At 31.2% G+C, this 25,523-nt stretch carries 28 protein-coding genes; 15 read left to right on the top strand and 13 right to left on the bottom strand.

The genetic code is table 11. From position 1 onward, the window contains the following. Positions 1–60 precede the first annotated feature (60 nt). Positions 61–366 (bottom strand): DUF6787 family protein, encoded by a 306-nt coding sequence (locus tag AC3VJB_RS05915; RefSeq protein ID WP_073183678.1) that lies wholly within the window; start codon positions 364–366, stop codon positions 61–63. 85 nt (positions 367–451) lie between these two features. Next, the gene (locus tag AC3VJB_RS05910; RefSeq protein ID WP_167713621.1) at positions 452–1,102 is read right to left on the bottom strand and encodes a DUF937 domain-containing protein; all 651 of its coding nucleotides are present in this window, start codon (positions 1,100–1,102) and stop codon (positions 452–454) included. Between the two features lie 129 nt (positions 1,103–1,231). On the opposite strand from AC3VJB_RS05910, the gene AC3VJB_RS05905 reads away from it, so the two are divergent. Together AC3VJB_RS05905 and AC3VJB_RS05900 are read left to right on the top strand one after the other, a co-directional pair. After that, entirely contained in the window at positions 1,232–2,557 is a 1,326-nt protein-coding gene (locus tag AC3VJB_RS05905) for a dicarboxylate/amino acid:cation symporter (protein WP_047789045.1), read from the top strand. A gap of 6 nt (positions 2,558–2,563) precedes the next feature. Continuing rightward, a complete protein-coding gene (locus AC3VJB_RS05900; protein WP_497666887.1) occupies positions 2,564–3,403 on the top strand; it encodes a sulfurtransferase in 840 nt (279 codons plus the stop codon). Positions 3,404–3,445: 42 nt separating this feature from the next. On the opposite strand, the gene AC3VJB_RS05895 is transcribed toward AC3VJB_RS05900, so the two are convergent. Genes AC3VJB_RS05895 through AC3VJB_RS05885 form a run of 3 tightly spaced genes read right to left on the bottom strand, consistent with a single transcriptional unit; the run spans position 3,446 to position 5,275 of the window. After that, positions 3,446–3,958: a DUF7935 family protein gene (locus AC3VJB_RS05895; protein WP_073183674.1), complete on the bottom strand. Its 513-nt coding sequence runs from the start codon at positions 3,956–3,958 to the stop codon at positions 3,446–3,448. Beyond that, positions 3,948–4,661: a DUF3307 domain-containing protein gene (locus AC3VJB_RS05890; protein WP_239179427.1), complete on the bottom strand. Its 714-nt coding sequence runs from the start codon at positions 4,659–4,661 to the stop codon at positions 3,948–3,950. Before AC3VJB_RS05890 ends, AC3VJB_RS05895 begins: the two co-directional genes overlap by 11 nt. Next, complete coding sequence (locus AC3VJB_RS05885; protein WP_349264900.1) at positions 4,658–5,275, bottom strand: SatD family protein; 618 nt, start codon at positions 5,273–5,275, stop codon at positions 4,658–4,660. The genes AC3VJB_RS05890 and AC3VJB_RS05885 overlap by 4 nt, the downstream gene beginning before the upstream one ends. 229 nt (positions 5,276–5,504) lie before the next feature. Between AC3VJB_RS05885 and AC3VJB_RS05880 the strand changes: the two genes are divergently transcribed. The 4 genes from AC3VJB_RS05880 (at position 5,505) to AC3VJB_RS05865 (ending at position 10,520) form a co-directional block, all read left to right on the top strand. Then, positions 5,505–7,835, top strand: coding sequence for an ATP-dependent helicase (locus AC3VJB_RS05880; protein ID WP_159615749.1), 2,331 nt, complete (start codon positions 5,505–5,507; stop codon positions 7,833–7,835). A 46-nt stretch (positions 7,836–7,881) separates the two neighbouring features. Further along, a complete protein-coding gene (locus tag AC3VJB_RS05875; protein WP_047789038.1) occupies positions 7,882–8,514 on the top strand; it encodes a DUF4290 domain-containing protein in 633 nt (210 codons plus the stop codon). After that, positions 8,515–9,828 carry a UDP-N-acetylglucosamine 1-carboxyvinyltransferase gene (gene murA, locus AC3VJB_RS05870; RefSeq protein WP_047789037.1) on the top strand — a complete coding sequence of 438 codons (1,314 nt, stop codon included), beginning with the start codon at positions 8,515–8,517 and terminating at the stop codon, positions 9,826–9,828. It begins immediately after the preceding gene. 443 nt (positions 9,829–10,271) lie between these two features. Further along, a complete protein-coding gene (locus AC3VJB_RS05865) occupies positions 10,272–10,520 on the top strand; it encodes a hypothetical protein (RefSeq protein ID WP_047789036.1) in 249 nt (82 codons plus the stop codon). Between the two features lie 236 nt (positions 10,521–10,756). Here AC3VJB_RS05865 and AC3VJB_RS05860 read toward each other — a convergent pair whose 3' ends face one another. Further along, the gene (locus tag AC3VJB_RS05860) at positions 10,757–11,638 is read right to left on the bottom strand and encodes a LysR family transcriptional regulator (protein WP_253679991.1); all 882 of its coding nucleotides are present in this window, start codon (positions 11,636–11,638) and stop codon (positions 10,757–10,759) included. 150 nt (positions 11,639–11,788) lie between these two features. Here AC3VJB_RS05860 and AC3VJB_RS05855 point away from each other — a divergent pair, with 150 nt between their 5' ends. After that, on the top strand, positions 11,789–12,517 hold the full coding sequence (locus AC3VJB_RS05855; protein WP_253679992.1) for an SDR family oxidoreductase: 729 nt from the start codon (positions 11,789–11,791) through the stop codon (positions 12,515–12,517). Positions 12,518–12,624: 107 nt separating this feature from the next. Here the strand turns inward: AC3VJB_RS05855 and fumC are convergent, their stop codons facing one another. Beyond that, the gene (gene fumC / locus AC3VJB_RS05850) at positions 12,625–14,028 is read right to left on the bottom strand and encodes a class II fumarate hydratase (RefSeq protein ID WP_167713674.1); all 1,404 of its coding nucleotides are present in this window, start codon (positions 14,026–14,028) and stop codon (positions 12,625–12,627) included. 145 nt (positions 14,029–14,173) lie between these two features. Here fumC and AC3VJB_RS05845 point away from each other — a divergent pair, with 145 nt between their 5' ends. Then, entirely contained in the window at positions 14,174–14,350 is a 177-nt protein-coding gene (locus AC3VJB_RS05845) for a hypothetical protein (RefSeq protein ID WP_164505156.1), read from the top strand. 68 nt (positions 14,351–14,418) lie between these two features. Here AC3VJB_RS05845 and AC3VJB_RS05840 read toward each other — a convergent pair whose 3' ends face one another. The 5 genes from AC3VJB_RS05840 to AC3VJB_RS05820 all read right to left on the bottom strand — a co-directional run bounded on the left by AC3VJB_RS05840 (position 14,419) and on the right by AC3VJB_RS05820 (position 19,134). Continuing rightward, a complete protein-coding gene (locus tag AC3VJB_RS05840) occupies positions 14,419–15,189 on the bottom strand; it encodes a pentapeptide repeat-containing protein (RefSeq protein WP_047789031.1) in 771 nt (256 codons plus the stop codon). Between the two features lie 119 nt (positions 15,190–15,308). Continuing rightward, positions 15,309–15,581 carry an HU family DNA-binding protein gene (locus tag AC3VJB_RS05835; protein ID WP_047789030.1) on the bottom strand — a complete coding sequence of 91 codons (273 nt, stop codon included), beginning with the start codon at positions 15,579–15,581 and terminating at the stop codon, positions 15,309–15,311. 186 nt (positions 15,582–15,767) lie between these two features. After that, a complete protein-coding gene (fmt, locus tag AC3VJB_RS05830; protein ID WP_497666886.1) occupies positions 15,768–16,712 on the bottom strand; it encodes a methionyl-tRNA formyltransferase in 945 nt (314 codons plus the stop codon). Beyond that, positions 16,713–18,599, bottom strand: a complete 1,887-nt coding sequence (locus AC3VJB_RS05825; RefSeq protein ID WP_497666885.1) for a RecQ family ATP-dependent DNA helicase — start codon at positions 18,597–18,599, stop codon at positions 16,713–16,715. Further along, a complete protein-coding gene (locus AC3VJB_RS05820; protein ID WP_047789027.1) occupies positions 18,592–19,134 on the bottom strand; it encodes an AAA family ATPase in 543 nt (180 codons plus the stop codon). Before AC3VJB_RS05820 ends, AC3VJB_RS05825 begins: the two co-directional genes overlap by 8 nt. Positions 19,135–19,248: 114 nt before the next feature. Here AC3VJB_RS05820 and AC3VJB_RS05815 point away from each other — a divergent pair, with 114 nt between their 5' ends. From AC3VJB_RS05815 to AC3VJB_RS05790, 6 genes are all read left to right on the top strand, one after another. Next, entirely contained in the window at positions 19,249–19,530 is a 282-nt protein-coding gene (locus tag AC3VJB_RS05815) for a DUF493 family protein (RefSeq protein ID WP_047789026.1), read from the top strand. Positions 19,531–19,776: 246 nt separating this feature from the next. Further along, entirely contained in the window at positions 19,777–20,634 is an 858-nt protein-coding gene (locus AC3VJB_RS05810; protein WP_047789025.1) for a hypothetical protein, read from the top strand. Continuing rightward, positions 20,597–21,973 (top strand): peptidylprolyl isomerase, encoded by a 1,377-nt coding sequence (locus tag AC3VJB_RS05805; protein WP_239180557.1) that lies wholly within the window; start codon positions 20,597–20,599, stop codon positions 21,971–21,973. Before AC3VJB_RS05810 ends, AC3VJB_RS05805 begins: the two co-directional genes overlap by 38 nt. A 100-nt stretch (positions 21,974–22,073) precedes the next feature. Next, positions 22,074–23,027 carry an AAA family ATPase gene (locus tag AC3VJB_RS05800; RefSeq protein WP_173360048.1) on the top strand — a complete coding sequence of 318 codons (954 nt, stop codon included), beginning with the start codon at positions 22,074–22,076 and terminating at the stop codon, positions 23,025–23,027. A gap of 1 nt (position 23,028) precedes the next feature. Next, positions 23,029–23,475 (top strand): YybH family protein, encoded by a 447-nt coding sequence (locus AC3VJB_RS05795; RefSeq protein WP_173360047.1) that lies wholly within the window; start codon positions 23,029–23,031, stop codon positions 23,473–23,475. 10 nt (positions 23,476–23,485) lie between these two features. Further along, positions 23,486–24,013, top strand: coding sequence for a TPM domain-containing protein (locus tag AC3VJB_RS05790; protein ID WP_497666884.1), 528 nt, complete (start codon positions 23,486–23,488; stop codon positions 24,011–24,013). Positions 24,014–24,158: 145 nt separating this feature from the next. On the opposite strand, the gene AC3VJB_RS05785 is transcribed toward AC3VJB_RS05790, so the two are convergent. Then, the gene (locus AC3VJB_RS05785; protein WP_047789021.1) at positions 24,159–24,503 is read right to left on the bottom strand and encodes a winged helix-turn-helix transcriptional regulator; all 345 of its coding nucleotides are present in this window, start codon (positions 24,501–24,503) and stop codon (positions 24,159–24,161) included. A 134-nt stretch (positions 24,504–24,637) separates the two neighbouring features. On the opposite strand from AC3VJB_RS05785, the gene AC3VJB_RS05780 reads away from it, so the two are divergent. Beyond that, a complete protein-coding gene (locus AC3VJB_RS05780) occupies positions 24,638–25,504 on the top strand; it encodes an MBL fold metallo-hydrolase (protein ID WP_082118634.1) in 867 nt (288 codons plus the stop codon). The last annotated feature ends 19 nt before the right edge of the window (positions 25,505–25,523 follow it).

Raw genomic sequence — 25,523 nt, 5'->3', positions numbered from 1 at the left:
ATTCTTTATGGGAGGAGGTGAGTAGTTTGTATATTTTTATAGGTAGTATAAAAAGAATTTTTACCCCTTAAAAATAAATCCTAGTCCTAACCTACTTAAAAACTTCTTTTCAAATTCCCAAAAAAACTTAAATTGTCCAAATAACCAACCAATTAAGGGTAATGTTGTTTGGTAAATAGGAAAAACTAGTAGAATTCTTAAAGGATAATATAACCAAGGATTTAAGGTTTCAGGAGATAACCCTAGCAAATTTGTAATAGGTTTAGCAACCCAAGCTGCAAATGATCCATTTATAGCAAAAACTATAAAAATAGCAGTTAAAGCCCAATTGCTTTTTATACCCCAACGATGTTTAAGTTTTTCCATAAGTACTAATATGCTGCAAAAATAACCAAAAGAAAAGGGGGAAACAAATGTTTCCCCGTTCATTATAAATTATAGCAAAATAAAATTATTTTTTTCCAAACACACCACCTAAAAGTCCTCCTAAAAGTCCTCCTGATTTTTGTTGATTATTACCAGCGTTACCTAAAATCATTCCAGCTACATCATCAACAATACTACCATCTCCATCAGCATCAAGTATCTGTTCTAAGAAGCTTTGTTCTTTTTGAGTAGAGTTACCGCCTAGTAAACCACCTAGAAGTCCACTTAAATCACTTGAATTATTTACATTTTCTTGACGAGATTGCTTACCAAGTAACCCCATTAAAATAGGAGCAGTAGTTTTCAAAATATCAGCAACAGCACCAGTATCCATTCCTGCTTTTTGACCAATAACTTGTTCAACTCCTTGCTGTTTATTTCCTAAAACATGACCTAAAATTTTACCACCGTCTTGTAAAACATCAGAATTTACACCACCATTAAATAAATCACCTAAATTATCTAAGATTCCACCATCATGCTTATTTAATGCGTTCTTTAAACTTTCAGCACCTTGAGGAGTGGCAGCATTTCGTTGCATTGCTTTCATTAAAACAGGTAATGCCATTGTTAGTACACTACTAGTTTTATTAGTGTCTTGCCCAGTTGATCCGGCAACACCAGATATAATTGTTTTTCCTATATCGCTATTTAATAAATCTAAAATTCCCGTCATTTTGTTATTTTAATAAAATTAGTACTCAGTTTATAATAATTGGACACAAGATACGAACTGAAGGTCACTTTTTTTAAATATTTCTTTATACCTTACGGCCAGTTAAAAAATAATAGATTTATAGATTATATGAAGAGACTTGCACTACACTGGCAAATTTTAATAGGAATGATTTTAGGTGTCTTATTTGGGTTAGTGATGACCTTTACAGACAATGGGGCGTCATTTGTATCGGACTGGATAAAGCCTTTTGGAACAATTTTCGTAAAATTATTAAAACTAATAGCAGTACCGTTAATTATCGCTTCTCTAGTAAAAGGAATTTCTGATTTAAAAGATATTTCAAAATTTAAAAACATTGGTATACGTACCATATTAATTTATATAGGTACTACGGTAATAGCAATAACAGTGGGGTTAGTATTGGTAAATGTTGTACAGCCTGGAGAAGGAATTTCAGAAGATACAATAGCTAAATTAACAGCAGATTACGCAAACAGTGAAGGGGTACAAGCTAAAATAGTAGAAGCGAGTAAACAAAAAGAAAGTGGTCCACTTAAGTTTTTGGAAGATATGGTTCCAGATAATGCTATACAAGCAATGAGTAATAATAAAGCAATGTTACAAGTAATTTTCTTTACTATTATTTTAGGAATATCAATGTTATTAATAGGAGAAAAAAAGGCTACACCATTAAAAAACTTTTTTGATTCGTTAAATGAAGTTGTGTTAAAAATGGTTGATTTAATCATGTTAACAGCACCTTTTGCGGTATTTGCATTATTAGCAAATGTTGTGGTTACCTCTAATGATCCTGATTTATTGTTAGCATTATTAAAATATGGAGCAACTGTTATTGGAGGTTTATTATTAATGGTAGCACTTTATATGGTTTTAATAAGTGTATTTACCAAAAAGAACCCATTATGGTTTTTAAAACAAATAAGTCCAGCACAATTATTAGCGTTTTCAACAAGTTCTAGCGCGGCAACATTACCAGTTACGATGGAACGAGTAGAAGAACATATTGGAGTAGATAAAGAAGTATCGAGTTTTGTGTTACCAGTAGGAGCTACTATTAATATGGACGGTACTAGTTTATATCAAGCAGTAGCAGCAGTATTTATATCACAAGCTTTAGGTTTCGATTTAACTTTTGTTGATCAACTCACAATTATTTTAACGGCTTTATTAGCCTCAATAGGTTCAGCAGCTGTACCAGGAGCAGGAATGGTAATGTTAGTAATCGTATTAGAGTCAGTTGGTTTTCCAGCAGATAAATTAGCCATAGGTTTAGCATTAATTTTTGCAGTTGATAGACCATTAGATATGTGTAGAACAGTTATTAATGTAACGGGTGACGCCACAGTATCAACTTTGGTAGCTAAGTCTGTAGGGAAGTTAGGAAAGCCACACCCACATGAATGGGATGAGCATTATGATGAAGTAAAATAAAGTAATATGCTTACAGTAAAATCACCTATAGTTTCTGTTGATTGGTTGCACGATAATTTAAGTGCAGATAACTTAATAGTTCTAGATGCAACTATTCAGAAAGTAGGAGTCAAAACAGATAATAAAAAAGAAAAACAGCAGATTAAAGATGCTGTTTTCTTTGATTTAAAGAGTGTCTTTTTAGATGTTGAAGCAGAATATCCTAACACAATTCCGTCAGAAAAATATTTTGAAACTGAGGCTCAAAGATTAGGGATAAATAATGATAGCTGTATTGTTGTTTACGATGATTTAGGAGTGTACTCATCTCCTAGAGTTTGGTGGTTGTTTAAAGTGTTTGGTTTTGAAAATGTCGCAGTTTTAAACGGAGGTTTACCTGCTTGGAAAGACGCTGGTTATACAGTTGAGTCTAAAAAAGAAATAGAATTCTTAACAGGGAACTTTAAAGCTAACCTTAATAAGGGTAAAATAAGTGTTACAGAGGAAGTATTAAAAGCTTCTCGTGATAATAGAATTATATTAGACGCTCGTTCAAAAGGAAGGTTTTATGCTACGGAACCAGAACCAAGAAAAGATTTAAGAGGAGGTCATATTCCGAATTCTAAAAGCTTACCTTATACAGAATTGCAATTAGAGGGAAAGATGAAATCGAAAGAAGAGCTTCAGAAAATATTTTCAAATATGAATCCGAATAAAGAAGAAATGATTCTTTCTTGCGGGTCAGGAATTACAGCATGTATACTTGCTTTAGGAGCTGAAGAGGCAGGAAATAATAATAATTATAGTGTATATGATGGTTCTTGGACAGAATGGGCAAGTAGATTAGAATTGCCTGTTGAAAAATAAAAAATAACAAACATAAAAAAAGCCTCAATATTGAGGCTTTTTTTATATCAGTTTTTTGACTTCTTGTTTTAAAAAGGAAATAGCTGTGTTTGCTGGACTTTCCTGTTGCGAGTAGTCAATTAATACATTTTCACGTAAATCTTTAGCAGTTTCAGAACTTTCTGCTGTATTTCGAAGTTTAGCTATAATAGCTAATTTAGCTGCTAAAACAGCTTTCCAACTATCATCCGAAATATATAATTGCTGCACTAAATTATGTTCAAACTCTTGTTCTATATTACCAATTAAAAGTTGGAGGTAGTTATCAGTATCATCTCCTATAGGATTTACTCTTAACAGTAATTTTGATGGGTTGATACGCTCACAAAACAACAACATACGTTCATAAGCTTGTAGCTTTGTGGGTAAACTTTCACGCTTTTTTTCAACTAAAGCATTGAATGTTTTTTCTTTATTGTCTTGTTCAATAAAGCGGCCTAAAATTAAGTAAGCTACACCGCCAGTTACTAATGCTGGTAGGGCATAAGCAAGCCCCTCAATAATTTTATCTTCCATAATGCGAATATACGAGTCCTGTTAAAATTGCCAATCCAAAACTTAGTAAAGTTCCAATCAGTACATATTCAGTAAGTTTTCTGTCTTTTGATGCTGTTAAATCTCCAAATCTAAATATAGATTTTGCCGCGAGTAAAAATCCAACACCTGCCCATTGGTTAATCGCGATAAAAACAAAAATTAATATACGTTCTAAAAAACCAATATACTTACCTGCATTGGCTAACGATTGTTCTGTTGATTTATTACCTTTTTCTGGATTCCATTTAGAAATTAATGTATTTATAATAATAGACGAAGTATAAGTGACAAAAATTAAACAAGCAAAAAGTAATAAGTTTTGTTGGGTTAAAATAGCATCTATGCTAACTTTAAAAGGAGAGTATATATATGTGGCTAAAACCAAAAAAAATATATGTAAAACCTGATCTAAAAAGAAGAATAAACGTTTGTTCTTCTTTCTTTGAAGATATAGTTTTCCAAGATCTACTAAATAATGAGAAACAATTACAAGTAAAAAAACACTCCAGTATGTAGAATTGAATTGTAATAATAATAGTAATAAAATAGCATGAACACCTATGTGAGCATAGAGTTTAATAGATTTTATTTTCTTTTTCTCCTTATCTTTTACCCAATTTTTAGGTTGTAGAACAAAATCACCTAATAAATGAGCAACGAGTAGTTTTAAAAACAGTATCATATTTTAGTTAGTTTCTGATTCATAAGTTTTCTATAACGTTTTTCTAGTTTCATAATTTCATCAAACCCAGAACGTTTTCTTCGTTCACTAGCGCTACTTTCTGAAATAGCTAGTTTTTTAGCGATAATTTTTTGAGTAGACTCAGGGTTTTGTAGAGACATATATACAAAAGCAGCAGAATTAGTTGTCCAATTGTCCATTATTAACAAACTTAAGCTTATAGAAACTTCAAACTCGTCGTTAATATCTTCCCAAGGAGTTTTCAAAGCTAAATTTTGCTTTTTAAGTAAATAATCAAAAGCATACCCAGAATTTATAAAAGCTTCACCGTTGGCTTCGGTAATTTTTTCTGTATCAAAGCTTTTATTACCGATACCAATAGCTAAACGAATGTCTAAATCTTTTATTTTTTTAATAGTAGATTTTAGCTTAAAAATAAAAAGAAGAGCTTCAGCAATATTTTCAATTTCAATTTGAAAACTATCTCCTCGAAAAAGCTCCCATGTTTTTGGTGTTTTCCCGATAGTATTGAAGGATTCTTTCAGTACAGGAAGCCATGTTTCAGCAGAAACACCTCTAGAGTTTATAATATCACCAGTAATTACACTTGTCATGTATTCAATTTTTAGTAAAAATAGCTTTTCAAATTGAAAACCCCAAATAATTCGGGTTTTAAAACGAATATTTTAAAATAAGGGTTATAAGACGAATTTCTGTTAATTCGGATTTTAGCTTGAATTTATAGGATTAAAAATTAGTGAATAAAAAAAAGGGTAGAATCTTTAAAAAACCTAAAAGATTGGTTAATTTTCCATTTTTAAAATACTTTCAATTTAATTTCCATTGAATACTTATTTAGAGCAACTTAACGAACCACAGAGAGCAGCTGTTTTACAAAAAGACGGCCCAATGATAATTATAGCAGGAGCAGGATCGGGTAAAACGAGAGTGCTGACTTATAAAATTGCTTATTTAATGGAGCAAGGAGTAGATGCTTTTAACATTTTATCGTTAACATTTACCAACAAGGCTGCCCGTGAAATGAAAGATCGTATTGGTAAAGTAGTGGGGTATAGCGAAGCTAAAAACCTTTGGATGGGAACATTTCACTCAGTTTTTGCACGTATCTTACGTTCAGAGGCTGATCGATTAGGCTATCCGTCAAACTTCACCATTTACGATACACAAGATTCAGTTCGATTGATAACGGCGATTATCAAAGAAATGAATTTAGATAAAGATCGATACAAGCCAAAACAAATTTTAAGCAGAATATCGTCTTTTAAAAACAGCTTAATTACGGTTAGAGCGTATTTTAATAACTCTGATTTACAACAAGCCGATTTAGAAGCGAGTAGACCGAGAACAGGTGATATCTATAAAGAATATGTAGATAGATGTTTTAAGTCAGGAGCGATGGATTTTGACGATTTATTATTGCGTACCAATGAATTATTAGCACGTTTTCCAGATGTGTTGGCAAAGTATCAAGATCGTTTCCGATATATTTTGGTAGATGAGTACCAAGATACCAACCATTCGCAATATTTAATTGTACGTGCGTTGGCTGATCGTTTTCAGAATATTTGTGTGGTAGGAGATGATTCGCAAAGTATTTATGGATTCCGTGGAGCGAATATTCAAAATATCTTGAACTTCCAGAAGGATTACCCAGATGTAAAAACATTCAAGTTAGAACAAAATTACCGTTCAACAAGTAACATCGTACGCGCTGCGAATAGTGTAATTGATAAGAATAAAACGAAGCTAGATAAAGAAATTTGGACAGCTAACGATGCAGGAGATAGTGTGAAGGTAATGCGTACAATTTCTGATGGAGAAGAAGGGCGTTTTGTGGCTCAATCTATTTGGGAAAACCAAATGAATCATCAGTTAACAAGTGATCAATTTGCAATTTTATATCGTACCAACGCACAATCAAGAGCTATAGAAGATGCATTACGTAAAAAAGATATTAAGTATAAAATTTACGGAGGTATTTCATTCTACCAACGTAAAGAAATTAAAGACTTACTATCGTATTTACGAATTTTAATCAATCCGAATGATGAGGAAGCATTAAAACGTATTATTAACTACCCAGCAAGAGGGATTGGAGCTACAACGTTAGATAAACTAACAATTGCAGCGAATCACTACAAAAAATCAATGTTTGATATTTTAAAAAATATCAGCACAGTAGATATCAATCTTAATTCAGGAACTAAAACAAAGTTGCAGAATTTTGTAAACATGATTCAGCGTTTTCAAATTGAAGCACAAACAAAAAATGCTTTTGAAATTGCTGATTTGGTAGTTAAACAAACCCAATTAGTCAAAGATTTACAAAAAGATGGAACTCCAGAAGGCGTTAATAAGGTTGAAAACGTTCAAGAACTTTTAAACGGAATAAAAGACTTTATTACCGATAAAATAGAAACAGGAGAAGACGCATCGTTAACTTCATTTTTAGAAGACGTCGCACTAGCCACTGATTTTGATTCCGATAAACAAGATGAAGAACCTAGAGTTTCGTTAATGACAATTCACTTATCCAAAGGGTTAGAGTTTCCTTACGTGTACATTGTAGGTTTAGAAGAAAGTTTATTCCCTTCAGCAATGAGTATGAATACTCGCAGTGAGTTAGAAGAAGAACGTCGTTTGTTTTACGTAGCGTTAACAAGAGCTGAAAAAGGAGCGTATTTAACTTATGCACAAACACGTTATCGTTGGGGTAAATTAACTGATGGTGAGCCAAGTAGGTTTTTAGAAGAAATAGATGAGCAATATTTAGAGTATTTAACGCCAAAAGTACCTGAACCATCAGTAAATAGGTTTATTGATGCTAGTTTATTTGAAGACGATTCACCAAAGAAAATACGTTTTCAAAAACCAATTCAAAAGAAAAGAAAAGAGTTCTTGGCGAAGAAGGAAAAACCAAATATGGTTCCTCCAAAAAGTAAAATGAAGAAGGTTTCAGAAATGAGCCCAAAAATGAATTTGTTTGATGGAGAAATCACAGTAGGAAACGTAGTAGAACATAACCGTTTTGGTACTGGAAAAGTAGTAGCTTTAGAAGGGAAAGGACCCAATAAAAAAGCAGAAATAGAGTTTAGTACCGTAGGTAAAAAGAAATTATTGTTACAATTTGCAAAATTGAAAGTAATCGGGTAGTTAATTCATAATAATTACCTATTTTGCATAGATAAAATATAGAGAAATGACGTTTGATTTAGAATACAATTCGAAAAGATCCAAATTAATTATCCCAGAATATGGGAGGCATATACAAAAGCTAGTGAATCATTGTATCGCTTTAGAAGATAAAGAAGAACGAAATACAATGGCTAAAGCTATTATTGATGTAATGGGTAATTTACAGCCTCACTTACGCGATGTGCCTGATTTTAAGCATAAACTTTGGGATCAGTTACATATAATGGCAGATTTTCAGTTAGATGTTGATTCTCCTTATGAAACACCTTCAAAGGAAGAGTTACAAGAATCTCCTGAGCGATTGCCATATCCAAAATCAGCATCAAAGTATCGTTTTTATGGTACAAATATTCAAACCATGATTGATGTAGCATTAACATGGGAAGAAGGAGAAATGAAAGAAGCTTTGGTATTCACCATTGCTAATCATATGAAAAAATGCTATTTAAACTGGAACAAAGACACAGTTGAAGATAGTGTTATTTTTGATCATTTATATGAGCTGTCTGAAGGGAAAATAGATATTCGAGACATTGATGAGGACTTAACAGATAGCAAAAGCCTGTTAAGAAAACGTAGCGGGCAAGGACAGCACAAATCAAAAGGAAAAACAAATACTAAATACAGAAAAAAGTAAATGGCATCATTTAAAATAGAAGGAGGTCACAAATTAAAAGGAACAATAACACCACAAGGAGCAAAAAATGAAGCATTACAGGTAATATGTGCGGTGTTGTTAACGTCAGAAAAAGTAATTATAAACAATGTTCCTGATATTATTGATGTTAATAAACTGATTTTTATTTTAGGAGAATTAGGAGTTAAAATAGAAAAATTATCTAAAAACTCATATAGTTTTCAAGCAGACGATATCAATTTAAAATATCTAGAGTCACCAGAATTTAAAAGAGATGGAAGTTCTTTAAGAGGGTCTATTATGATTGTTGGCCCGTTATTGGCTCGCTTTGGAAAAGGATATATTCCTCGACCAGGAGGCGATAAAATTGGGCGTCGTCGTCTAGATACCCACTTTGAAGGATTCATCAATTTAGGAGCAAAATTTCGTTATAATCGTGAAGAATATTTCTATGGTGTAGAAACAGAAACAGGATTAGTAGGAGCAGAGATGTTGCTAGATGAAGCTTCGGTAACTGGTACAGCAAATATTATTATGGCTGCAGTATTAGCCAAAGGAACCACAACAATATATAACGCAGCTTGTGAGCCTTACATTCAGCAATTGTCAAAAATGCTGAACTCAATGGGAGCAAAAATTACTGGAGTAGGATCTAATTTACTCACTATTGAAGGAGTGGAAACTCTAAAAGGCTGTGAACATACTATATTGCCAGATATGATTGAGATTGGTAGTTGGATAGGTATGGCTGCTATGACGCGTTCGGAATTGACAATTAAGGATGTAAGTTGGGATGATTTAGGACAAATTCCTAATGTATTTAGAAAACTTGGAATTCAATTAGAAAGAAAAGGAGACGATATTTACATACCAGAGCAAGAAAGCTACGAAATTCAAAGTTATATTGACGGGTCAGTATTAACTGTAGCAGATGCACCATGGCCTGGGTTTACACCAGATTTATTGAGTATTGTTTTAGTGGTAGCGACACAAGCTAAAGGTACGGTATTAATTCATCAAAAAATGTTTGAAAGTCGTTTGTTCTTTGTAGATAAGCTGATTGATATGGGAGCAAAAGTAATTTTATGTGATCCTCATAGAGCTACAGTAATAGGTCATGACTTTAAATCGCAGTTGAAGGCAACAAAAATGACCTCTCCAGATATCCGTGCAGGTATCTCATTATTAATAGCAGCACTTTCAGCAAAAGGGACAAGTATTATTAATAATATTGAACAGATAGATAGAGGTTACGAAGATATCGAAGCACGTTTAAAATCTATCGGAGCAAAGATTGAACGAATTGATAGTTAAACTAGCTAGAGTTAAAGTTGTAGAAATCTCTCAGTGAACTAAAAGTTTGTTGAGAGATTTTTTTAAATCTAGTTCATATTTTACTACTTGAGTTTTTTAATAAGAACAACTAACTTTTTTATACAGTATAAAGTTTTAAATTTGAAGGTCACTTTTTTTAGTTATCATACTTTGTTCTTACTCTAATGCTATTTCAGGATGAAACATGAATAAGGAATAAACACTTTCTTATATAACAGAGATTTTTTTGTAGTATGATTTGTTATTTGTACCTTCAAACTTTGAAAAAGCAAAAGTAATCCTCACTACATTCCTTTTATTTTTTTAATAGAGCTAAGAGTACACTACGCATAGGTGTAAAAGTGTATTGTCGTGGTTTATGTGTTCGGAAACACAAAGAGTAATTGTAAAAAAGTAACTACTAAAAATCTAAATAAATAATTATGACAAAGACAGAAAATAATAGGAAAGGGGTAATAGGTATTACCCAACAAGCAAGTTTAATAGATAAGAATATTGGTTCATATAAAGAGCATTTTATAAACGAACATTTTGGATACACCGTAAAATTATCTAACGGAGCAATTCGTATACCAAGAAAAACCGCTGAGGATTATGAGGTACAAAAAGGAATTGTTACTAATGAAAGAATAAAAGAAATAGCTAAAACCTATACATATCAAGAGATATAATTTATTTTAAAAGTTCGTTAAACAGAAAACCATAACATTTTGTTGTGGTTTTCTATTTTTTAAGCTTATTTTGATGATTATTTTGTTCGCTAATACTTAGTTAATCATCGCCCAAAATAAAAAACTAAAGCATCATTTAAAAAATAAAGTATTCTATGTATGCTTTTACTTTATAATGTGGAAAATTGTTAGTTTATAAATAAAATTTATAGAGTAATGGTTTGAGGGAAAAAGAATCACGGTTTAAAATAATACCCGAAATTGTTAAATTTATTTGCCTTAAGTTTGTTTTTTGAAAAATAATTAATGGTTTTTGCTATAGCAGGGTTTTGTAAGCTGTGCCTAGAGTAAGCTAAACCTACTTCTCTATAATAACGAGGGCCTTTATACTGCCTAGTTTCAAAACCATACCAACCATCAATAAAATACTCAGGTAAAAAAGTTAAACCTAAACCCGCCATTAATAAAGTTAAAGTTTCAGTTTTTGTACTACAATTACCTACAGTATTAATAGTTTTATTAGCAAAATTTAGGATAGAAATACATTGTTTATGAGCTTCACAAGGAGGACAATGAATGAAGTTTTCATCTTTTAAATCTGCTACCAAATCAATTTCGTTTTTGGCTAATAATTTATGTCCATTGGGAATACATAATAAATAATCTTCTTGCCATAGTGGTAAAAACAAATCTTCTTCTTTCTTCCATTCTTTAACTAATAAATTAATCTCATTATTTTCATTACAATGATTTACTGTCCAAAATACATTACTATTTAATTCATTAACCTTTTTTATAAATTGTAGTTTGTATTCTTGTGGTAAACTATCTGCAATACCAATTTTAACCTCATTTTTAAACGCACTTTTTGTAAATATGTTAGGTAAATCATTTAATTCATTTAAAATTCTTTTAGCTATGGGGTATAGGTAGTGTGCTTCGTTTGTAGGCTCGACACCTCGTTGATGTCTTTTAAATAAAGTACAATTCATTTTACTCTCAAATAATTTTATTCCGTTAGAAATATTAGGTTGAGAAACAAAACATTTATTGGCCGCACGTGTAAGGTTTTTTTCTTCATATACAGCAATAAAAAACTTTAATAAACGCTCTTCCATTATAATTATAAATTATGATTAAGATACAAAAATAGTATTTTGAGTAGTTTTTTTTGAAATGTACCTTTGTAAAAGCTAATAAAATAGTTAGCTAGTAGTAAAGTTGAATTTAAATTAGTATAAAAAATAATTATAACAAAGGAATGATTTATGGAAGATAAAAAATTAGTAGTTATTACTGGAGCTAGTTCTGGTTTTGGGTTAGAAATGGCTAAAATGTTTGCAGAAGACGGATACCCTCTTTTATTATTAGCAAGAAGGGTAGAAAAGATGGAGGCTTTAAACTTACCTAATACCTTGTGTAAAAAAGTTGATGTAACTGATAAAACGGGATTAGAAAAAGCAATAAGAGCGGCTGAAGCTGTTTATGGAGAAACTGATTTATTGATAAATAATGCAGGGGTTATGTTATTAGGATCGATTGAAACACAAAATGCCAATGAATGGCAAAAAATGTTAGATGTTAATGTAATGGGAGTGATGCATGGTATGCAAACGGTAATACCAAGTATGAAGGCTCGTAAAGGTGGAACTATAATAAATTTGTCATCTATGGCAGGCTATCAAGCTTTTGAAAATCATGCAGCATATTGTGCTAGTAAGTTTGGTGTTCGTGGGTTAACACAAACAGCGAGATTAGAGTTATCTCCCTTTAACGTGCGAGTAATAACAATTGAACCTGGTGCGGTTAAAACAGAATTGCTCGAGCATACTACGGATGATACAATAGTTAAAGGATATAATGAGTGGAAAGAGAGTGTAGGAGCTGTTAATATTACAGCTAAAGATGTTGCTAAGACTATAAAGTTTGCATATGAGTTACCACAATCTGTGTTGTTAAGAGAAATTGTTATTTGTGATACTATGCAAGATGCTTAGTCTTTTCTTTTAGGGTAACATTATTTTAGAATGAGATAATATAATATGCAATAAAAAAACCACAACATTTTGTTGTGGTTTTTTTATATCTATGGTAAGTAAAGCTTTTATGATTTTAAGCTACCTGTCATATCTTCTGGTTTTACCCATTCGTCATACTGTTCTGGAGTTACGTATCCTAAACGTACTGCTTCTTCTTTTAAAGTAGTTCCGTTTGCGTGTGCTGTATTTGCAATCTCAGCAGCTTTGTAATATCCAATTTTAGTATTTAATGCCGTAACTAACATTAATGAGTTATTTAATAACTCAGTGATTCTTGTTTGGTTTGGTTCAATACCAGCAGCACAGTTTACATCAAACGATACACAAGCATCCCCAATTAATTGAGCCGATTGTAATACGTTAGCTGCCATCATAGGTTTAAAAACGTTTAATTCGTAGTGACCTTGAGTACCACCAACAGTTACCGCAACATCGTTACCCATTACTTGTGCACAAACCATAGTCATAGCTTCTGCCTGAGTTGGGTTTACTTTTCCTGGCATAATAGAAGATCCTGGTTCATTCGCAGGAATAATGATTTCTCCAATTCCTGAACGAGGTCCGGAAGCCATTAAACGAATATCATTTGCTATTTTATTTAATGAAACGGCTAATTGTTTTAGCGCTCCGTGAGTTTCAACTAATGCGTCATGAGCAGCTAAAGCTTCAAATTTATTTTCAGCAGTTATAAATGGTAATCCTGTAAACTCAGCAATGTATTTAGCAACTAACACATCGTAACCAGCAGGTGTATTTAATCCAGTTCCTACCGCTGTTCCACCCAACGCTAATTGTGCTAAATGTGCTAAGGTGTTTTTTAAAGCGTTTAACCCGAAGTTTAATTGAGCAACATATCCAGAAAACTCTTGACCTAAGGTTAGGGGAGTAGCATCCATTAAATGTGTACGCCCAATTTTCACCACATCTTTAAAAGCTTCAGCTTTTGTTTGTAAAGTATCACGCAATTGTTCAACACCAGGAATGGTTACTTCTACAATTTTTTTGTAGGCAGCAATGTGCATTCCAGTAGGGAAGGTATCGTTAGAAGATTGCGATTTGTTTACATCGTCGTTTGGTTGGATGGTTTTTTCACCTTCACCAATTACATTCCCAGCGATTTCGTGAGCACGGTTAGCAATAACCTCGTTTACATTCATGTTAGATTGTGTACCAGAACCTGTTTGCCAGATTACTAATGGGAATTGGTCGTCGTGCTTTCCAGCTAATATTTCATCACATACTTGTGCAATCAAATCACGTTTTTCAGTAGCTAATACACCTAACTCAGCGTTAGTGAAAGCAGCTGCTTTTTTTAAGTATGCAAATCCATATACAACTTCTAATGGCATAGAGGCAGTAGGACCAATTTTAAAATTGTTACGAGAACGCTCGGTTTGTGCTCCCCAATATTTATCAGCAGGAACTTCTACTTGTCCCATTGTATCTTTCTCAATTCTATATTTTGTCATTTGGAATGATTTAAAATGCTTAAAATTAATGATGTTCAAAATTACAAATTCTAATAGTTTTTAATAGTGATTTTTATCAGATTTTATTGGAGGAAAAGAAAAATAGTTATAATTTTGTGGCATAACAATTATTAATAAGAAGCAAATGTTAGATTTTTCAGAATTTTCAGGATTGGTATTATTCATGTTTATTTTTACAGCTGGATTTTGGTTGTTAATTTTCTTATTAACATTTGTAGTTCCTTACTGGATTGGTGGAACTATCTGGGAAAACATGAAGTTGAAAAGAGAAGCTAAAAAAGCTGCTGAAGAAGGTAAGTAAGCTTTTAATATGATATAATAAAAAAGCTCGCAATTTTGCGAGCTTTTTTTATGTATAAAATAGAAAGCTTATCTTTTCATTAAGTACTTATTAAAACTTTTTCCGTTTATTTTAGTGTATTTAGAGTCTATATCAAAAGCTACTTCCATTCCAGTAATATCAAACTCTCCTGATACTTTTGTGTATTTAATATTTAAGTCTTCTTCAAACTTTACATTTCTAAATGATACACCATCTTTAAATTCGGTATATTTAAAAATAGCACTTTCATTGAAAACAGAGTTTTTAAAGCTTACAAAACGGTTAAAATCTGCATACTTAAATGTAGCTGGTTCCTCAAAAGAGGTGTTTTCGAAAGTAATATCTCTATCAAATTTTGCGTACTTAAATGTTGAGTCACCTTTAAATTTAGTGTTAGAAAAGTTTGTGTTTCTCTCAAAATCTGAATATTTAAACATCGCTTTTTGTTCAAAAGTACAATCTTTAAATACAACAATATCTTCAAAATTAGCAACAAAAGTATATCCACTTTTCTCATGAGGAATGTAGGCTAAAACATCATCATCAAAAACACAATTTACAAAAGAAACTTTATTTGTAATTTGTTTTTCAACGGTGTTAGATCCTCCATTATTCCACCAACTTTTTCTTTTAGGTAATTTAGGTAACGCTTCATTCATAAAAGTAAAGTCTAATGTACCTTTAATAGTAGTGTTAGAAATTTCTATTGCTTTTCCGTTTTTAACATCTCTCATAATATCAGATGCATTTATAACTTTTTGAGCAAAAGCAGTTGAAAAGCAAAGTAAAAGTCCTGTAATAGTAACTATAATTTTCATTTTTAATGTTTTTTTAAGTTCTATATAAAAGACAACTAACTTTTGGTTTTTGTGACACTTAAAAAAAAACAGTATTTAGTTGCCTAAATACTGTTAGTATATTTTCTTAAAAGAGGATATTAGTTTACTGAGTCACTTAAACCAGCACCAGCTTTAAATTTAACTACGTTTTTAGCAGCAATTTTTATTTCTTTTCCTGTTTGAGGGTTTCTACCAGTTCTAGCAGCTCTCTTAGAAACAGACCAAGTTCCCCATCCAACTAAAGCAACTTTATCACCTTTCTTTAAAGTATTAGTTACGTTAGTAGTTAAAGAATCTAATGCAGCTTTAGCGGCAGCTTTAGAAATTCCTGCATCAGCAGCCATCGCATCGATTAAATCTGATTTGTTCATAATTTAAATAGATTTTAAAATTAATTAATATTTTTTTGCTTCAATAGCTCAACAAATATAGACGGAACGTGAGATTGTGCAAGATTTGACTTGAAAAAAATACTCTTTTGTTAATAAGTTACCTTAAATTGTTAATAACCACTCATCTTTTTTTGTTAAAAACGCTAAAACCCCATGGATAAAGGGCTAGAGAACTTTTGCATCTTTTTCGAATTGAAAACCGTTTAATAAACTCTGAACATCCATTAACTTTTTACCAGAAATTTTAATTTGATGAATATTTAAGTAACCATCTGTAACAGCAATTTTTAACTCCTTTTTAGTGGTAACGATAGCACCAACCTCAAGATTATGAGAAGTAGGGTCTTTACTAACTCCGTATATTTTAGCAGAAAGTTCATTATCTCCATTTACAATGGTAGTCCAAGCAGCAGGATATGGATTTAATCCGCGAATATGATTATAAATATCATTTAAAGATTTAGACCAATCTATCTTACAGTTATGAGGGTACAATTTGGGAGCAGATTTCTCTTCTAATTCAGGTTGTTTAGTAGTTGTAACATCTCCTTTAGCAATTAAGTTTAAAGTTTCAGCAACTAGTTTAGCTCCTAAGTGCATTAATCTGTCGTGTAACTTACCAACAATTTCATTTTCTTTAATAGTTACCTCACTTTGTAATATGATTTCTCCTGTATCAATTTTATCATCAATAAAGAAAGTAGTAACACCTGTTTTCGTTTCACCATTTATAATTGCCCAATTAATAGGTGCAGCACCACGATATTCTGGTAATAGTGAAGCATGTAAATTAAAAGTACCATATTCTGGTAGTGCCCAAACGGATTTAGGTAACATTCTAAAAGCAACAACTACTTGTAAGTTAGCATCCCACTTTTTTAAATCTTCTTGGAATTCTTCGTTCTTTAAGTTTTTGGGTTGAAGAATAGGCAAGTTTTGAGAAAGTGCATATTTTTTTACAGCAGATTGATTAAGCTTACGACCTCTACCAGCAGGTTTATCTGGAGCAGTAATAACTCCTACTACATTATAATCATTCTCCACTAAATGCTGTAAAATGGTAGCAGCAAAATCAGGAGTTCCCATAAAAACGATGCGTAAATCTCTCATTTATTTTAAAAAGTATTTATTGTTTTTTGTGTGTATTTTTTCTTCGGAAAGAAGCTCTCGCAAAAGTATTAAAATGTTCGTTTCTTTTTCATTTAATAGCGAGCAGATTTCAGTAACTGTATAGGTTTTTTCTTTTTGTAAGTTAGAAAGAATATCTTTTTGGCTTATACTAGTTTTGTTTTTTCTTTGCAAACAAACATCACAGATTCCACAACTTTGAGAGCTGTGTTCACCAAAATAGGAAAGAAGTTGTACGCTTCTACAAACCGAATTGTTTTCTACAAACTGAAGTAAGTCTCTATTTTTTTGTTTTTTCTGTTTAATGTATTGTTTAATGTTTAGAGAAATTCGGTTGATGGTTTTATCATCTTCTCTAGGGTGTAAAAAGAAAAGTTCCGAATTGTTAGTAGCTTTTGTATAAGCTATTAATTCTTTTTGAGCTAACTTTTCTAAAGTATTGATTACGAACCAAGAGGTAGTACCTAGCTTTTTAGCAATGTAAAATTCATCAATTTTTACAGGGTTTTCAAAAATGCCACCATACATACGTAAAATTTGTTGGACAAAATTTTTAATTTGGGAGTTTTGATTTGTATGTGATATAACTTGTTTGCTTGAGGCTAAAAACTGAACTGTAGATTTTTGTTGGAAGCTATGATTTAATTCAATAATGCCATTATTATTGAGTATTTGAAGAGCATTGAATGTTTTATTGGGGATGAAATTATACTTGTTACAAAAAGCTAAAAAATTAAAATCGAAAGCAGTTTCGATTAATTCACCTTTTGCAATTTGAAAATGTTGATATAGTTTTTGGTGAATAGTTTTTATTTCATCAATGGTTGGTAATGATTTTTCAAGTAATTCACTACTTAAAGAAATATCACTATCGTTAGTTAATACTACAGAGAAAGACTTTACTCTATCACGTCCACCACGACCTGCTTCTTGAATATAGTTTTCAATAGAAGAAGGTAGGTTAAGATGAATAACAACTCGAACATTGGGTTTGTCTATTCCCATACCAAAAGCATTGGTAGCAACTATAATTGGAGTTTTCTCTGTCATCCAATTATCAAAAGCTAACTTTTTTTCTACAGGAGAAAGACCTCCATGGTAAAAAGAACTTTTAAATCCATTAGCATTTAAGTAACTACTAATTTCTTTCGTTTTACTACGAGTATTTACATATATAATTGAAGGAGCTTTTGTTTTGGTAAAAACCTGATTGAGCTTACCAAGCTTGTCTTCAGTTTTAAAAATTTGATAGGCTAAATTCTCTCTAAAAAAAGATTTTTTGAAAACGGTAGGTTTTTCTAATTCAAGAGAAGAAACAATATCTGAAATTACTTTTTGAGTTGCCGTAGCTGTTAAAGCAATTATAGGGATTGTTGGTAGTAACTCTTTTAAAACAGTAATCTCTTGATAAGAAGGACGGAAATCGTGTCCCCATTCAGATATACAATGTGCTTCATCAATAGCTATTAAGTTTACATTTAGTTGCTTTATTTTTTCTTGAATAAAACGAGATTGCAACCGTTCAGGTGAAATGTATAAAAACTTAGTATTTCCAAACCGAATATTATCAAAAAGTGTAATAATATCGTCTTGTGAGCTTCCAGAAGATATTAAAGTAGCTTTTATGCCTTTATCAATAAGATTAGCAACTTGATCTTGCATTAAGGCAACTAAGGGAGAAACTACTATACAAACTCCTTCCTTAACCAATGCGGGTACTTGAAAACAAATAGACTTTCCACCTCCTGTAGGAAGTAAAGCAACAACATTGTTTCCTGTTAAAACTTCAGTAATTATTTCTTGTTGAGGTTTTCTAAAAGAAGTATAGCCCCAATAATGTTTTAATATTTGTAGCGATTTATCATACATCGTGTTTTAACGAATGTAAAATAAAATCACAGCGCTCTTGTACCGAACCAAAAGGAACATCAATAATATTATAGCCTACTTCTTCGTAAGCTTCTTTTAAAAAGGTATCTATTTTTACTGACTGCTCGAAGGTTTCATAACGTTCGTTGTCAGATTTATAAATAGCCTCCCAAGGAGCGCACATAAATACTTTATTGTATAAATATTTATTGCTTTTTTTAATAAAAACATCTGGGTAGTCAGAACCTAAATAATTCATATAAGCGTGTACATCAGGAATCCCTCTATCAAAAAAGATAATCTCAGCATCACTTTGGTGAGCTTCTAAGTACTGTTGCTCTCTTCCTTCTAATAATAGTTGGCTAAATAATAAAGGTTGCTCTAAAAAAAGTTGATCAATACCATCTTTTTGAGCTTTAAGTGTAACCTCTCTTGAAATCTCTGGCATACATTCATACCCACGTCTAATAAATTCTCTTAAAATAGAGGATTTACCTGTACCAGGACCACCTATTAAAACTATTTTTTGTTGCATGGGGCAAAAATAAAAGTTTCAAGTTATAAATATAATAAATAGTGTAATTTTGTGCATCATCACTACATGCTTTAAATTTTTGATGAGTTTTTATAAAATAGTAATTTCTGAGTTATGCAAGATAGAGAAGCTTTTTACGCAAAATTAAAATCACAATTAGAAGATACCACAACGTTTCCAGCTAAGTATTTATATAAATTTATTGTTCCTACTGACGGTAGTCAGGAGAAAGAAGTACAAGACTTATTTAATAATGCTGGAGCAGTTATCAATACAAAAAAATCTAAAACAGGAAAATACGTAAGTGTATCAATACATATTACAGTAAAGAGTTCAAACGAAGTTATTTCGTATTATAAAAAAGCAGAGGCAATAAAAGGTATTATTTCTTTGTAAATTTATAACAAAAAAAGTTTTACACTTTCATTTTTGGATGTAGTTTTTCTTTTAAAAAAAGAAAAATTATGGCTAAAAATCTTTTACTAAGCTAAAAGTATGGCAAAGAACTTGATGCAATAAAAAAGATAAGTAATTATTTCTAGTAAGGAAAAGAATGATAAAAAAGCTATGAAACAACTATATGGTTAGAGTAAGAAAAGGGGATTAATAAAATTTAAGAATACGTTTAACCAATAATACAAAGTGAGAAAATATATTTTTTTAACAACATTATTTATAATCGTTTCATGTGATCTTGTTAGTTTAAAAACTAAAAGGGTTACGAGTGAAAGACCAATTGCTACTGTTTATAATAAACATCTATACAAAAAAGATATTGCTGGTTTATTGCCAAAAAATCTTTCACCCAAAGATAGTTTAGTTATAGTAAAAGGTTTGATTAATTCTTGGGCTAAACAAGAATTATTGTACATTAAAGCAGAAGAGAATATCTCAGAAGTAAACAGTGAAGAAATACAAAACTTAGTTAACGATTATAAAAAGAGTTTATACATTAACGGCTATAAAGAACGTTTGATAAAACAACAATTAGATACGGTTGTTACTGAGGAAGAAATAGAGTTGTATTATGAGGAAAATAAAGAGAATTTTAAAGTAAGTGAAGAACTTGTACAATTTGAATATGTACATTTTGGTAAAGATTACCTGGATAAAAAAGAAACAATAAAGCAGTTTAAGTCAGAAAAAGAAGAGGATAAAGAAGATTTAGAAAGACATTTATTAAATTTTAAATCATATCGATTACAAGATTCAACTTGGGTAACTTTTGAATATTTAAAGAAAAAAATTCCACCTTTTCGTAACGAAACGAAAGAAAACTTGTTAAAAATATCAAAATTCATACAAAAAGAAGATAGTTTAGGAGTATATTTGGTCGCTGTAAAAAATATGTTACCACAAAACGCTACGGCTCCACTGAGCTATGTAAGCGCTAGAATAAAACAGATTATTTTACATAAAAGAAAATTAGAATTAATACGAGATATTGAAAAAACGCTGATAAATGATGCAATTGAAAACAAGAACTTTAAAGAATATTAGTATAGTATTTACGTTGTTTTTAGCAGGCTTAACAACAGTTAATGCACAAGGAACAAAAGTAGATGGTGTTGCTGTGGTGGTAGGTAAAAACATTGTTTTAGATTCTGATATAGATAAGTTTAAGCAAGAAGTAGAGTTGAGAAGTGAAGGAAAAGTAAAGATATCTGACTGTGAAATGTTAGAAGAATTAATGCAACAAAAACTATTAGCTCATCATGCAATTATTGATAGTGTAACAGTATCTCAATCTGAAATTGATAGTAGAGTAGATAGAAGTATTGCTTTTTTTACACAAGAATATGGAAGTGAAGAAAAAGTGGTTGAAGCTTATGGTTTTAATGATGTTGAAGATTTAAAGAAAGAACTAGGTAGAGTTCAAAGAGAGAATTTACTAATAGAAAAAGAACAGCAAAAGATCACTGAAAATATTGACGTAACTCCAGAAGAAATTCGCATCTATTTTAAAGGATTACAAGATAAGGGAGAGCTTCCTGAAATACCAGCTGAAGTTCAATTGCAACAATTAGTAGTAAAAGCAGAACCAACAGAAGAAGAGAAAGAGCGAGTAATAAACAAATTAAAAGAAATAAAAAAAGAAATAGAAAACGGTGCAAGTTTTAAGTTGAAGGCAATTATTAACTCAGAAGATCCAGGAGTAGCTCAAAATGGTGGGAAATATGTAATTACAAAAGATAGTCCATTTATTAAAGAGTTTAAAGAAACAGCATTTTCATTGGATGTAAATCAAATCTCAGAGCCTATTAAATCAGCTTTCGGATACCATATACTTCAACTGCATAAAATTAAAGGTAATCAACGAGAAGTATCTCATATTTTAATGCAACCTGAAGTTTCAGATGAAAAATTAAATGAAACTAAAGAACAAATAGAAAAGATAGTAGCTGATATAAAAGAAGAGAAAATAACTTTTGAAGAAGCTGTAAAGAAATATTCTGAGGACGAAGAAACAAAAAATAGTGCAGGTATTATAATGAATCCTTATACTCAAGAACCAACTTTTGAGTTAACGAGAATGCCGCCTGAGTTATTCGCAAGAATTAGTGAGTTAAAAAAAGGTGATTTGTCTGATATTTTTTATGATGAAACACGAGAAGGAGAAAAAATGTATAAAGTAATCTTATTAAAAGATAAAACAGATACACATAAAGCTGATTTAGTAGATGACTATGTAAGAATGCAAGAATTTGCTCTTGCTAAGAAAAAAGAAGAAGAAATTACAAAATGGACCAAGGATAAAATCCAAGAAACTTACCTAAAATTAAGTAACGATTATAAGAAGTGTACTTTCAAGAAAGATTGGAAGAAAGAAAACAAATAAGAAATAATAAATTTAGTATATTGTCATTCCCGCGAGAGCGGGAATTTCATTTTATAAAAGTTTGTAATTAAATTTATTGAACAAAGAAAAATTTTGATTTATGTCTGACGTAACAGCAGTAAACACACTTGTAGAAAAATATAGTCAACTACAACAAGAAATAGGTAAGGTTATAATAGGTCAGCAAGAAGCTGTAAACTATACATTACTTTCAATTTTTTGTGGAGGACATTCGTTGTTAATTGGAGTACCAGGATTGGCAAAAACCTTATTAGTAAATACAATTTCTAGCGCATTAGGGTTGAATTTTAATAGAATTCAGTTTACTCCAGATTTAATGCCTTCTGATATTTTAGGAAGTGAAATATTAGATGAAACGCGTCATTTTAAATTTATAAAAGGACCAATTTTTTCAAATATCATTTTAGCAGATGAAATAAATCGTACACCACCTAAAACACAAGCAGCTTTACTAGAGGCTATGCAAGAAAAATCGGTAACTGTAGCAGGACATCATTATAAGTTAGAGCTACCATTTTTTGTATTAGCTACACAAAACCCTATTGAGCAAGAAGGAACATATCCGTTACCAGAAGCGCAACTAGACCGTTTTATGTTTTCAATCAACTTAGAGTATCCAAGCTTTGAAGAAGAGGTACAAGTGGTAAAAAATACGACATCAATAGCTGAACAAACAGTCAACGCTATTTTTTCTTCAGAAGAAATTATTGAAGTCCAAAAGTTAATACGTAAAATTCCTGTAGCAGATAATGTAGTTGAGTATGCTGTTGGTTTGGTGGGTAAAACACGTCCTAATTCAGATAAAGCTACTGAATTAATTAAAAAGTACATTGATTGGGGAGCAGGACCAAGAGCTTCACAAAACTTAATTTTGGCAGCCAAAGTACACGCAGCGGTACATGGAAAATATTCTCCAGACATTGAAGATGTTCAAGCGGTAGCAATTCCTATCTTATCACATAGAATTGTGAAGAATTATAAAGCAGAGGCAGAAGGAGTGACTATAAAATATATTATAAACTCTCTATTTTAAAATGAAAAAGTTTTTAAGTATTGTTTTTTTAGTGATATTATTTGCTTCATGTAAGCAAGAAGCAGCCAAAACCGTTTCAGAAGAAACAGAAAAACAAGAGATTTTATCGGTGATGAAGGCACAAGAAGAAGCTTGGTCAAATCACGATTTAGAAGGTTTTATGCAAGGGTATTGGAAGAGTGATTCATTAAAGTTTTACGGACGAAATGGAGTTACTTTTGGATGGCAAAAAACCTTAGATAATTATAAAAAAGGGTATCCAACAAAAGAACACTCAGGAACATTAACTTTTAAGATTAATGACATTTCTAAAATTACTGAAGGAGCTTATTCAGTTATGGGGGAATATCATTTAAAAAGAACAGTAGGAGACGCTAATGGCGTTTTTATGATTATTTTTAAGAAGATACAAGATGAGTGGAAAATCATAGCGGATACTTCGTGTTAAATAAAGAGAGATGAAAAAGGAAAAAGTTATAGTAATACTACTTCTAATAATTGCAGTATTCTCATGTAAAAGTACAGAAAATGAAAAGGAAGTAGTCTTTTTTAATAAGTCAAAAGAAGTTGTAGAGAGTAAGTTTCCTTCTCCGATAGGTTATGTGAATGATTATGAAGATATGTTCACAAATGATGAAGAGCAAAAATTGGAAAAACTAATTGATGATTATGAAAAAGAATCAACAAATGTTATAGCAGTTGTTACTTTAAGTAGTTATCAACCTTATGATAATATTGAAGATTATTCTTTAGCGTTGGCTAATGATTGGGGAGTAGGGAGAAAAGACAAGAATAATGGCTTAACAATTGTTATCAATAAATTAAAAAGAGAAATACGAATATCTACAGGGTTAGGAACAGAAGAAACGCTTACCGATGAAATTTGCAAAAAGGTAATAGATAGTGTAATTGTTCCTGAGTTTAAAAACGAAAACTACTATAGAGGAATTGAAAAAGGAATCGGTAGTTTAATAAAACAATGGTAAAGTATTAGCTCTAAAAAAGCTTCTGAAAGTATTTTCACTACTTTCTCAGCTTTTCTATTTTCAGAATAATCGTAAAAAGCTATTAGATAAACTTATAATTTAGGAAACTAGTCTTTAGTTTACTATGATGGGGGTAATCATCTTTTCAGTTATATTTAGGAAAAGGAATTTTCTTATGCTCCATGTAATCAATTCCCCAAGCATGTAATGGGGCTAAAGCATTGACTAAATCATTGCCAAATGGAGTAAGAGAATACTCAACTCTTGGAGGTACTTCAGCATATATTTTTCTGTTAATAATTCCATCAGTTTCTAACTCTTTTAACTGGCTAGTTAACATCTTTTCTGAAATTGTTTCACATGCAGTCTTGATTTGTCCATACCTAAGTGGTTTTTCAACAAGCCTAGAAATGATAAATAACTTCCATTTTCCACTTACAACTTTTGTCGCATAAGTTAAAGGGCAATAATCAGGTGAAAATTTTTTCATTTTTTTTTCAATTCTATCTTTTTGGTACTAAAAAAACTAACCAAAAGGTGCGTAAGGTACAAAAATGTAACGTATTGTTTCTTGTTTAAAAGTGCTTTAGTTTCGTGGCTTTATAAGAAAAAAAACATATAAAAATGAAGAAACGTTATCAATTGCTACTCGTAATTTTAACCATGATTAGTGCGTGTAAAACAACTAATAAAACAAGAAGAGAAAACACAACAAAACTGGAATATATACGACAGGCTACGGTGTTTTTAGAAGTAAATTCAAAAAAAATATTAATAGACCCTGTTTTGTCAGATAAGGGAACACAAGACCCAATTCCTTTTTCTAATGATAAACGGATTCCTATGAATGATTTACCGATACCTAAAAATAAAATTATAGAACAAGCCGATGCTGTTTTGATAACGCATTACCATCCAGATCATTTTGATGCTGATGCTGAAAAATTACTTCCTAAAAACATACTTATTTTTTGCCAACCTTTTGATGTAGAAAAATTAAAATCAAAAGGATTTACAAACTTACAAAGCATAGAGCAGGTTGTAAATTGGTCTGGAGTATCGATAAAACGCTACGAAGCACATCATCATGAAGGAGCAACAGGAGCAATGCCTTTTGGCGAATCATCTTCTTTTTCTTTAACATTTAAAGAAGATACAATATTTATTACAGGAGACGCCGTTTTAGATAGTCTTTTAAAGAATGCTTTGAAAATTGAAAAACCTACTCATATTATTGCAAATACAGGGGAGTGTACTTTTAGCAAGCCAAACCCTGTTTTAGAACCAGGTAAACATATGACGTTAACTAAAGAAGAATTACTAAGGATAGCTGTTGAGAATAAGAAAGCTATTTTAATAGCAATTCATATGGACGCAATAAATCATTGTGGATTAACGAAAGAGGAGCTTCGCTTATTTTTAAAAGAGCAAGAAAAATCTATTCAAGATAAAATTGTAATCCCTAATGAAGGTGAAGTATTACAATTATAAAACAAAAAGAAGCCCAAAA

The sequence above is a fragment of the Tenacibaculum sp. TB-53 genome, from assembly GCF_059716285.2.
Note: the sequence above shows the minus strand (reverse complement) of the source record. Positions and strands in the feature narration are given on the sequence as shown.

Bases quoted from the DNA above. Each gene is read 5' to 3' on its own strand.
- AC3VJB_RS05915 (WP_073183678.1), bottom strand. From the start codon at position 366: ATGGAAAAACTTAAACATCGTTGGGGTATAAAAAGCAATTGGGCTTTA.
- AC3VJB_RS05910 (WP_167713621.1), bottom strand. From the start codon at position 1,102: ATGACGGGAATTTTAGATTTATTAAATAGCGATATAGGAAAAACAATT.
- AC3VJB_RS05905 (WP_047789045.1), top strand. From the start codon at position 1,232: ATGAAGAGACTTGCACTACACTGGCAAATTTTAATAGGAATGATTTTA.
- AC3VJB_RS05900 (WP_497666887.1), top strand. From the start codon at position 2,564: ATGCTTACAGTAAAATCACCTATAGTTTCTGTTGATTGGTTGCACGAT.
- AC3VJB_RS05895 (WP_073183674.1), bottom strand. From the start codon at position 3,958: ATGGAAGATAAAATTATTGAGGGGCTTGCTTATGCCCTACCAGCATTA.
- AC3VJB_RS05890 (WP_239179427.1), bottom strand. From the start codon at position 4,661: ATGATACTGTTTTTAAAACTACTCGTTGCTCATTTATTAGGTGATTTT.
- AC3VJB_RS05885 (WP_349264900.1), bottom strand. From the start codon at position 5,275: ATGACAAGTGTAATTACTGGTGATATTATAAACTCTAGAGGTGTTTCT.
- AC3VJB_RS05875 (WP_047789038.1), top strand. From the start codon at position 7,882: ATGACGTTTGATTTAGAATACAATTCGAAAAGATCCAAATTAATTATC.
- murA (WP_047789037.1), top strand. From the start codon at position 8,515: ATGGCATCATTTAAAATAGAAGGAGGTCACAAATTAAAAGGAACAATA.
- AC3VJB_RS05865 (WP_047789036.1), top strand. From the start codon at position 10,272: ATGACAAAGACAGAAAATAATAGGAAAGGGGTAATAGGTATTACCCAA.
- AC3VJB_RS05860 (WP_253679991.1), bottom strand. From the start codon at position 11,638: ATGGAAGAGCGTTTATTAAAGTTTTTTATTGCTGTATATGAAGAAAAA.
- AC3VJB_RS05855 (WP_253679992.1), top strand. From the start codon at position 11,789: ATGGAAGATAAAAAATTAGTAGTTATTACTGGAGCTAGTTCTGGTTTT.
- fumC (WP_167713674.1), bottom strand. From the start codon at position 14,028: ATGACAAAATATAGAATTGAGAAAGATACAATGGGACAAGTAGAAGTT.
- AC3VJB_RS05845 (WP_164505156.1), top strand. From the start codon at position 14,174: ATGTTAGATTTTTCAGAATTTTCAGGATTGGTATTATTCATGTTTATT.
- AC3VJB_RS05840 (WP_047789031.1), bottom strand. From the start codon at position 15,189: ATGAAAATTATAGTTACTATTACAGGACTTTTACTTTGCTTTTCAACT.
- AC3VJB_RS05835 (WP_047789030.1), bottom strand. From the start codon at position 15,581: ATGAACAAATCAGATTTAATCGATGCGATGGCTGCTGATGCAGGAATT.
- fmt (WP_497666886.1), bottom strand. From the start codon at position 16,712: ATGAGAGATTTACGCATCGTTTTTATGGGAACTCCTGATTTTGCTGCT.
- AC3VJB_RS05825 (WP_497666885.1), bottom strand. From the start codon at position 18,599: ATGTATGATAAATCGCTACAAATATTAAAACATTATTGGGGCTATACT.
- AC3VJB_RS05820 (WP_047789027.1), bottom strand. From the start codon at position 19,134: ATGCAACAAAAAATAGTTTTAATAGGTGGTCCTGGTACAGGTAAATCC.
- AC3VJB_RS05815 (WP_047789026.1), top strand. From the start codon at position 19,249: ATGCAAGATAGAGAAGCTTTTTACGCAAAATTAAAATCACAATTAGAA.
- AC3VJB_RS05805 (WP_239180557.1), top strand. From the start codon at position 20,597: ATGATGCAATTGAAAACAAGAACTTTAAAGAATATTAGTATAGTATTT.
- AC3VJB_RS05800 (WP_173360048.1), top strand. From the start codon at position 22,074: ATGTCTGACGTAACAGCAGTAAACACACTTGTAGAAAAATATAGTCAA.
- AC3VJB_RS05795 (WP_173360047.1), top strand. From the start codon at position 23,029: ATGAAAAAGTTTTTAAGTATTGTTTTTTTAGTGATATTATTTGCTTCA.
- AC3VJB_RS05790 (WP_497666884.1), top strand. From the start codon at position 23,486: ATGAAAAAGGAAAAAGTTATAGTAATACTACTTCTAATAATTGCAGTA.
- AC3VJB_RS05785 (WP_047789021.1), bottom strand. From the start codon at position 24,503: ATGAAAAAATTTTCACCTGATTATTGCCCTTTAACTTATGCGACAAAA.
- AC3VJB_RS05780 (WP_082118634.1), top strand. From the start codon at position 24,638: ATGAAGAAACGTTATCAATTGCTACTCGTAATTTTAACCATGATTAGT.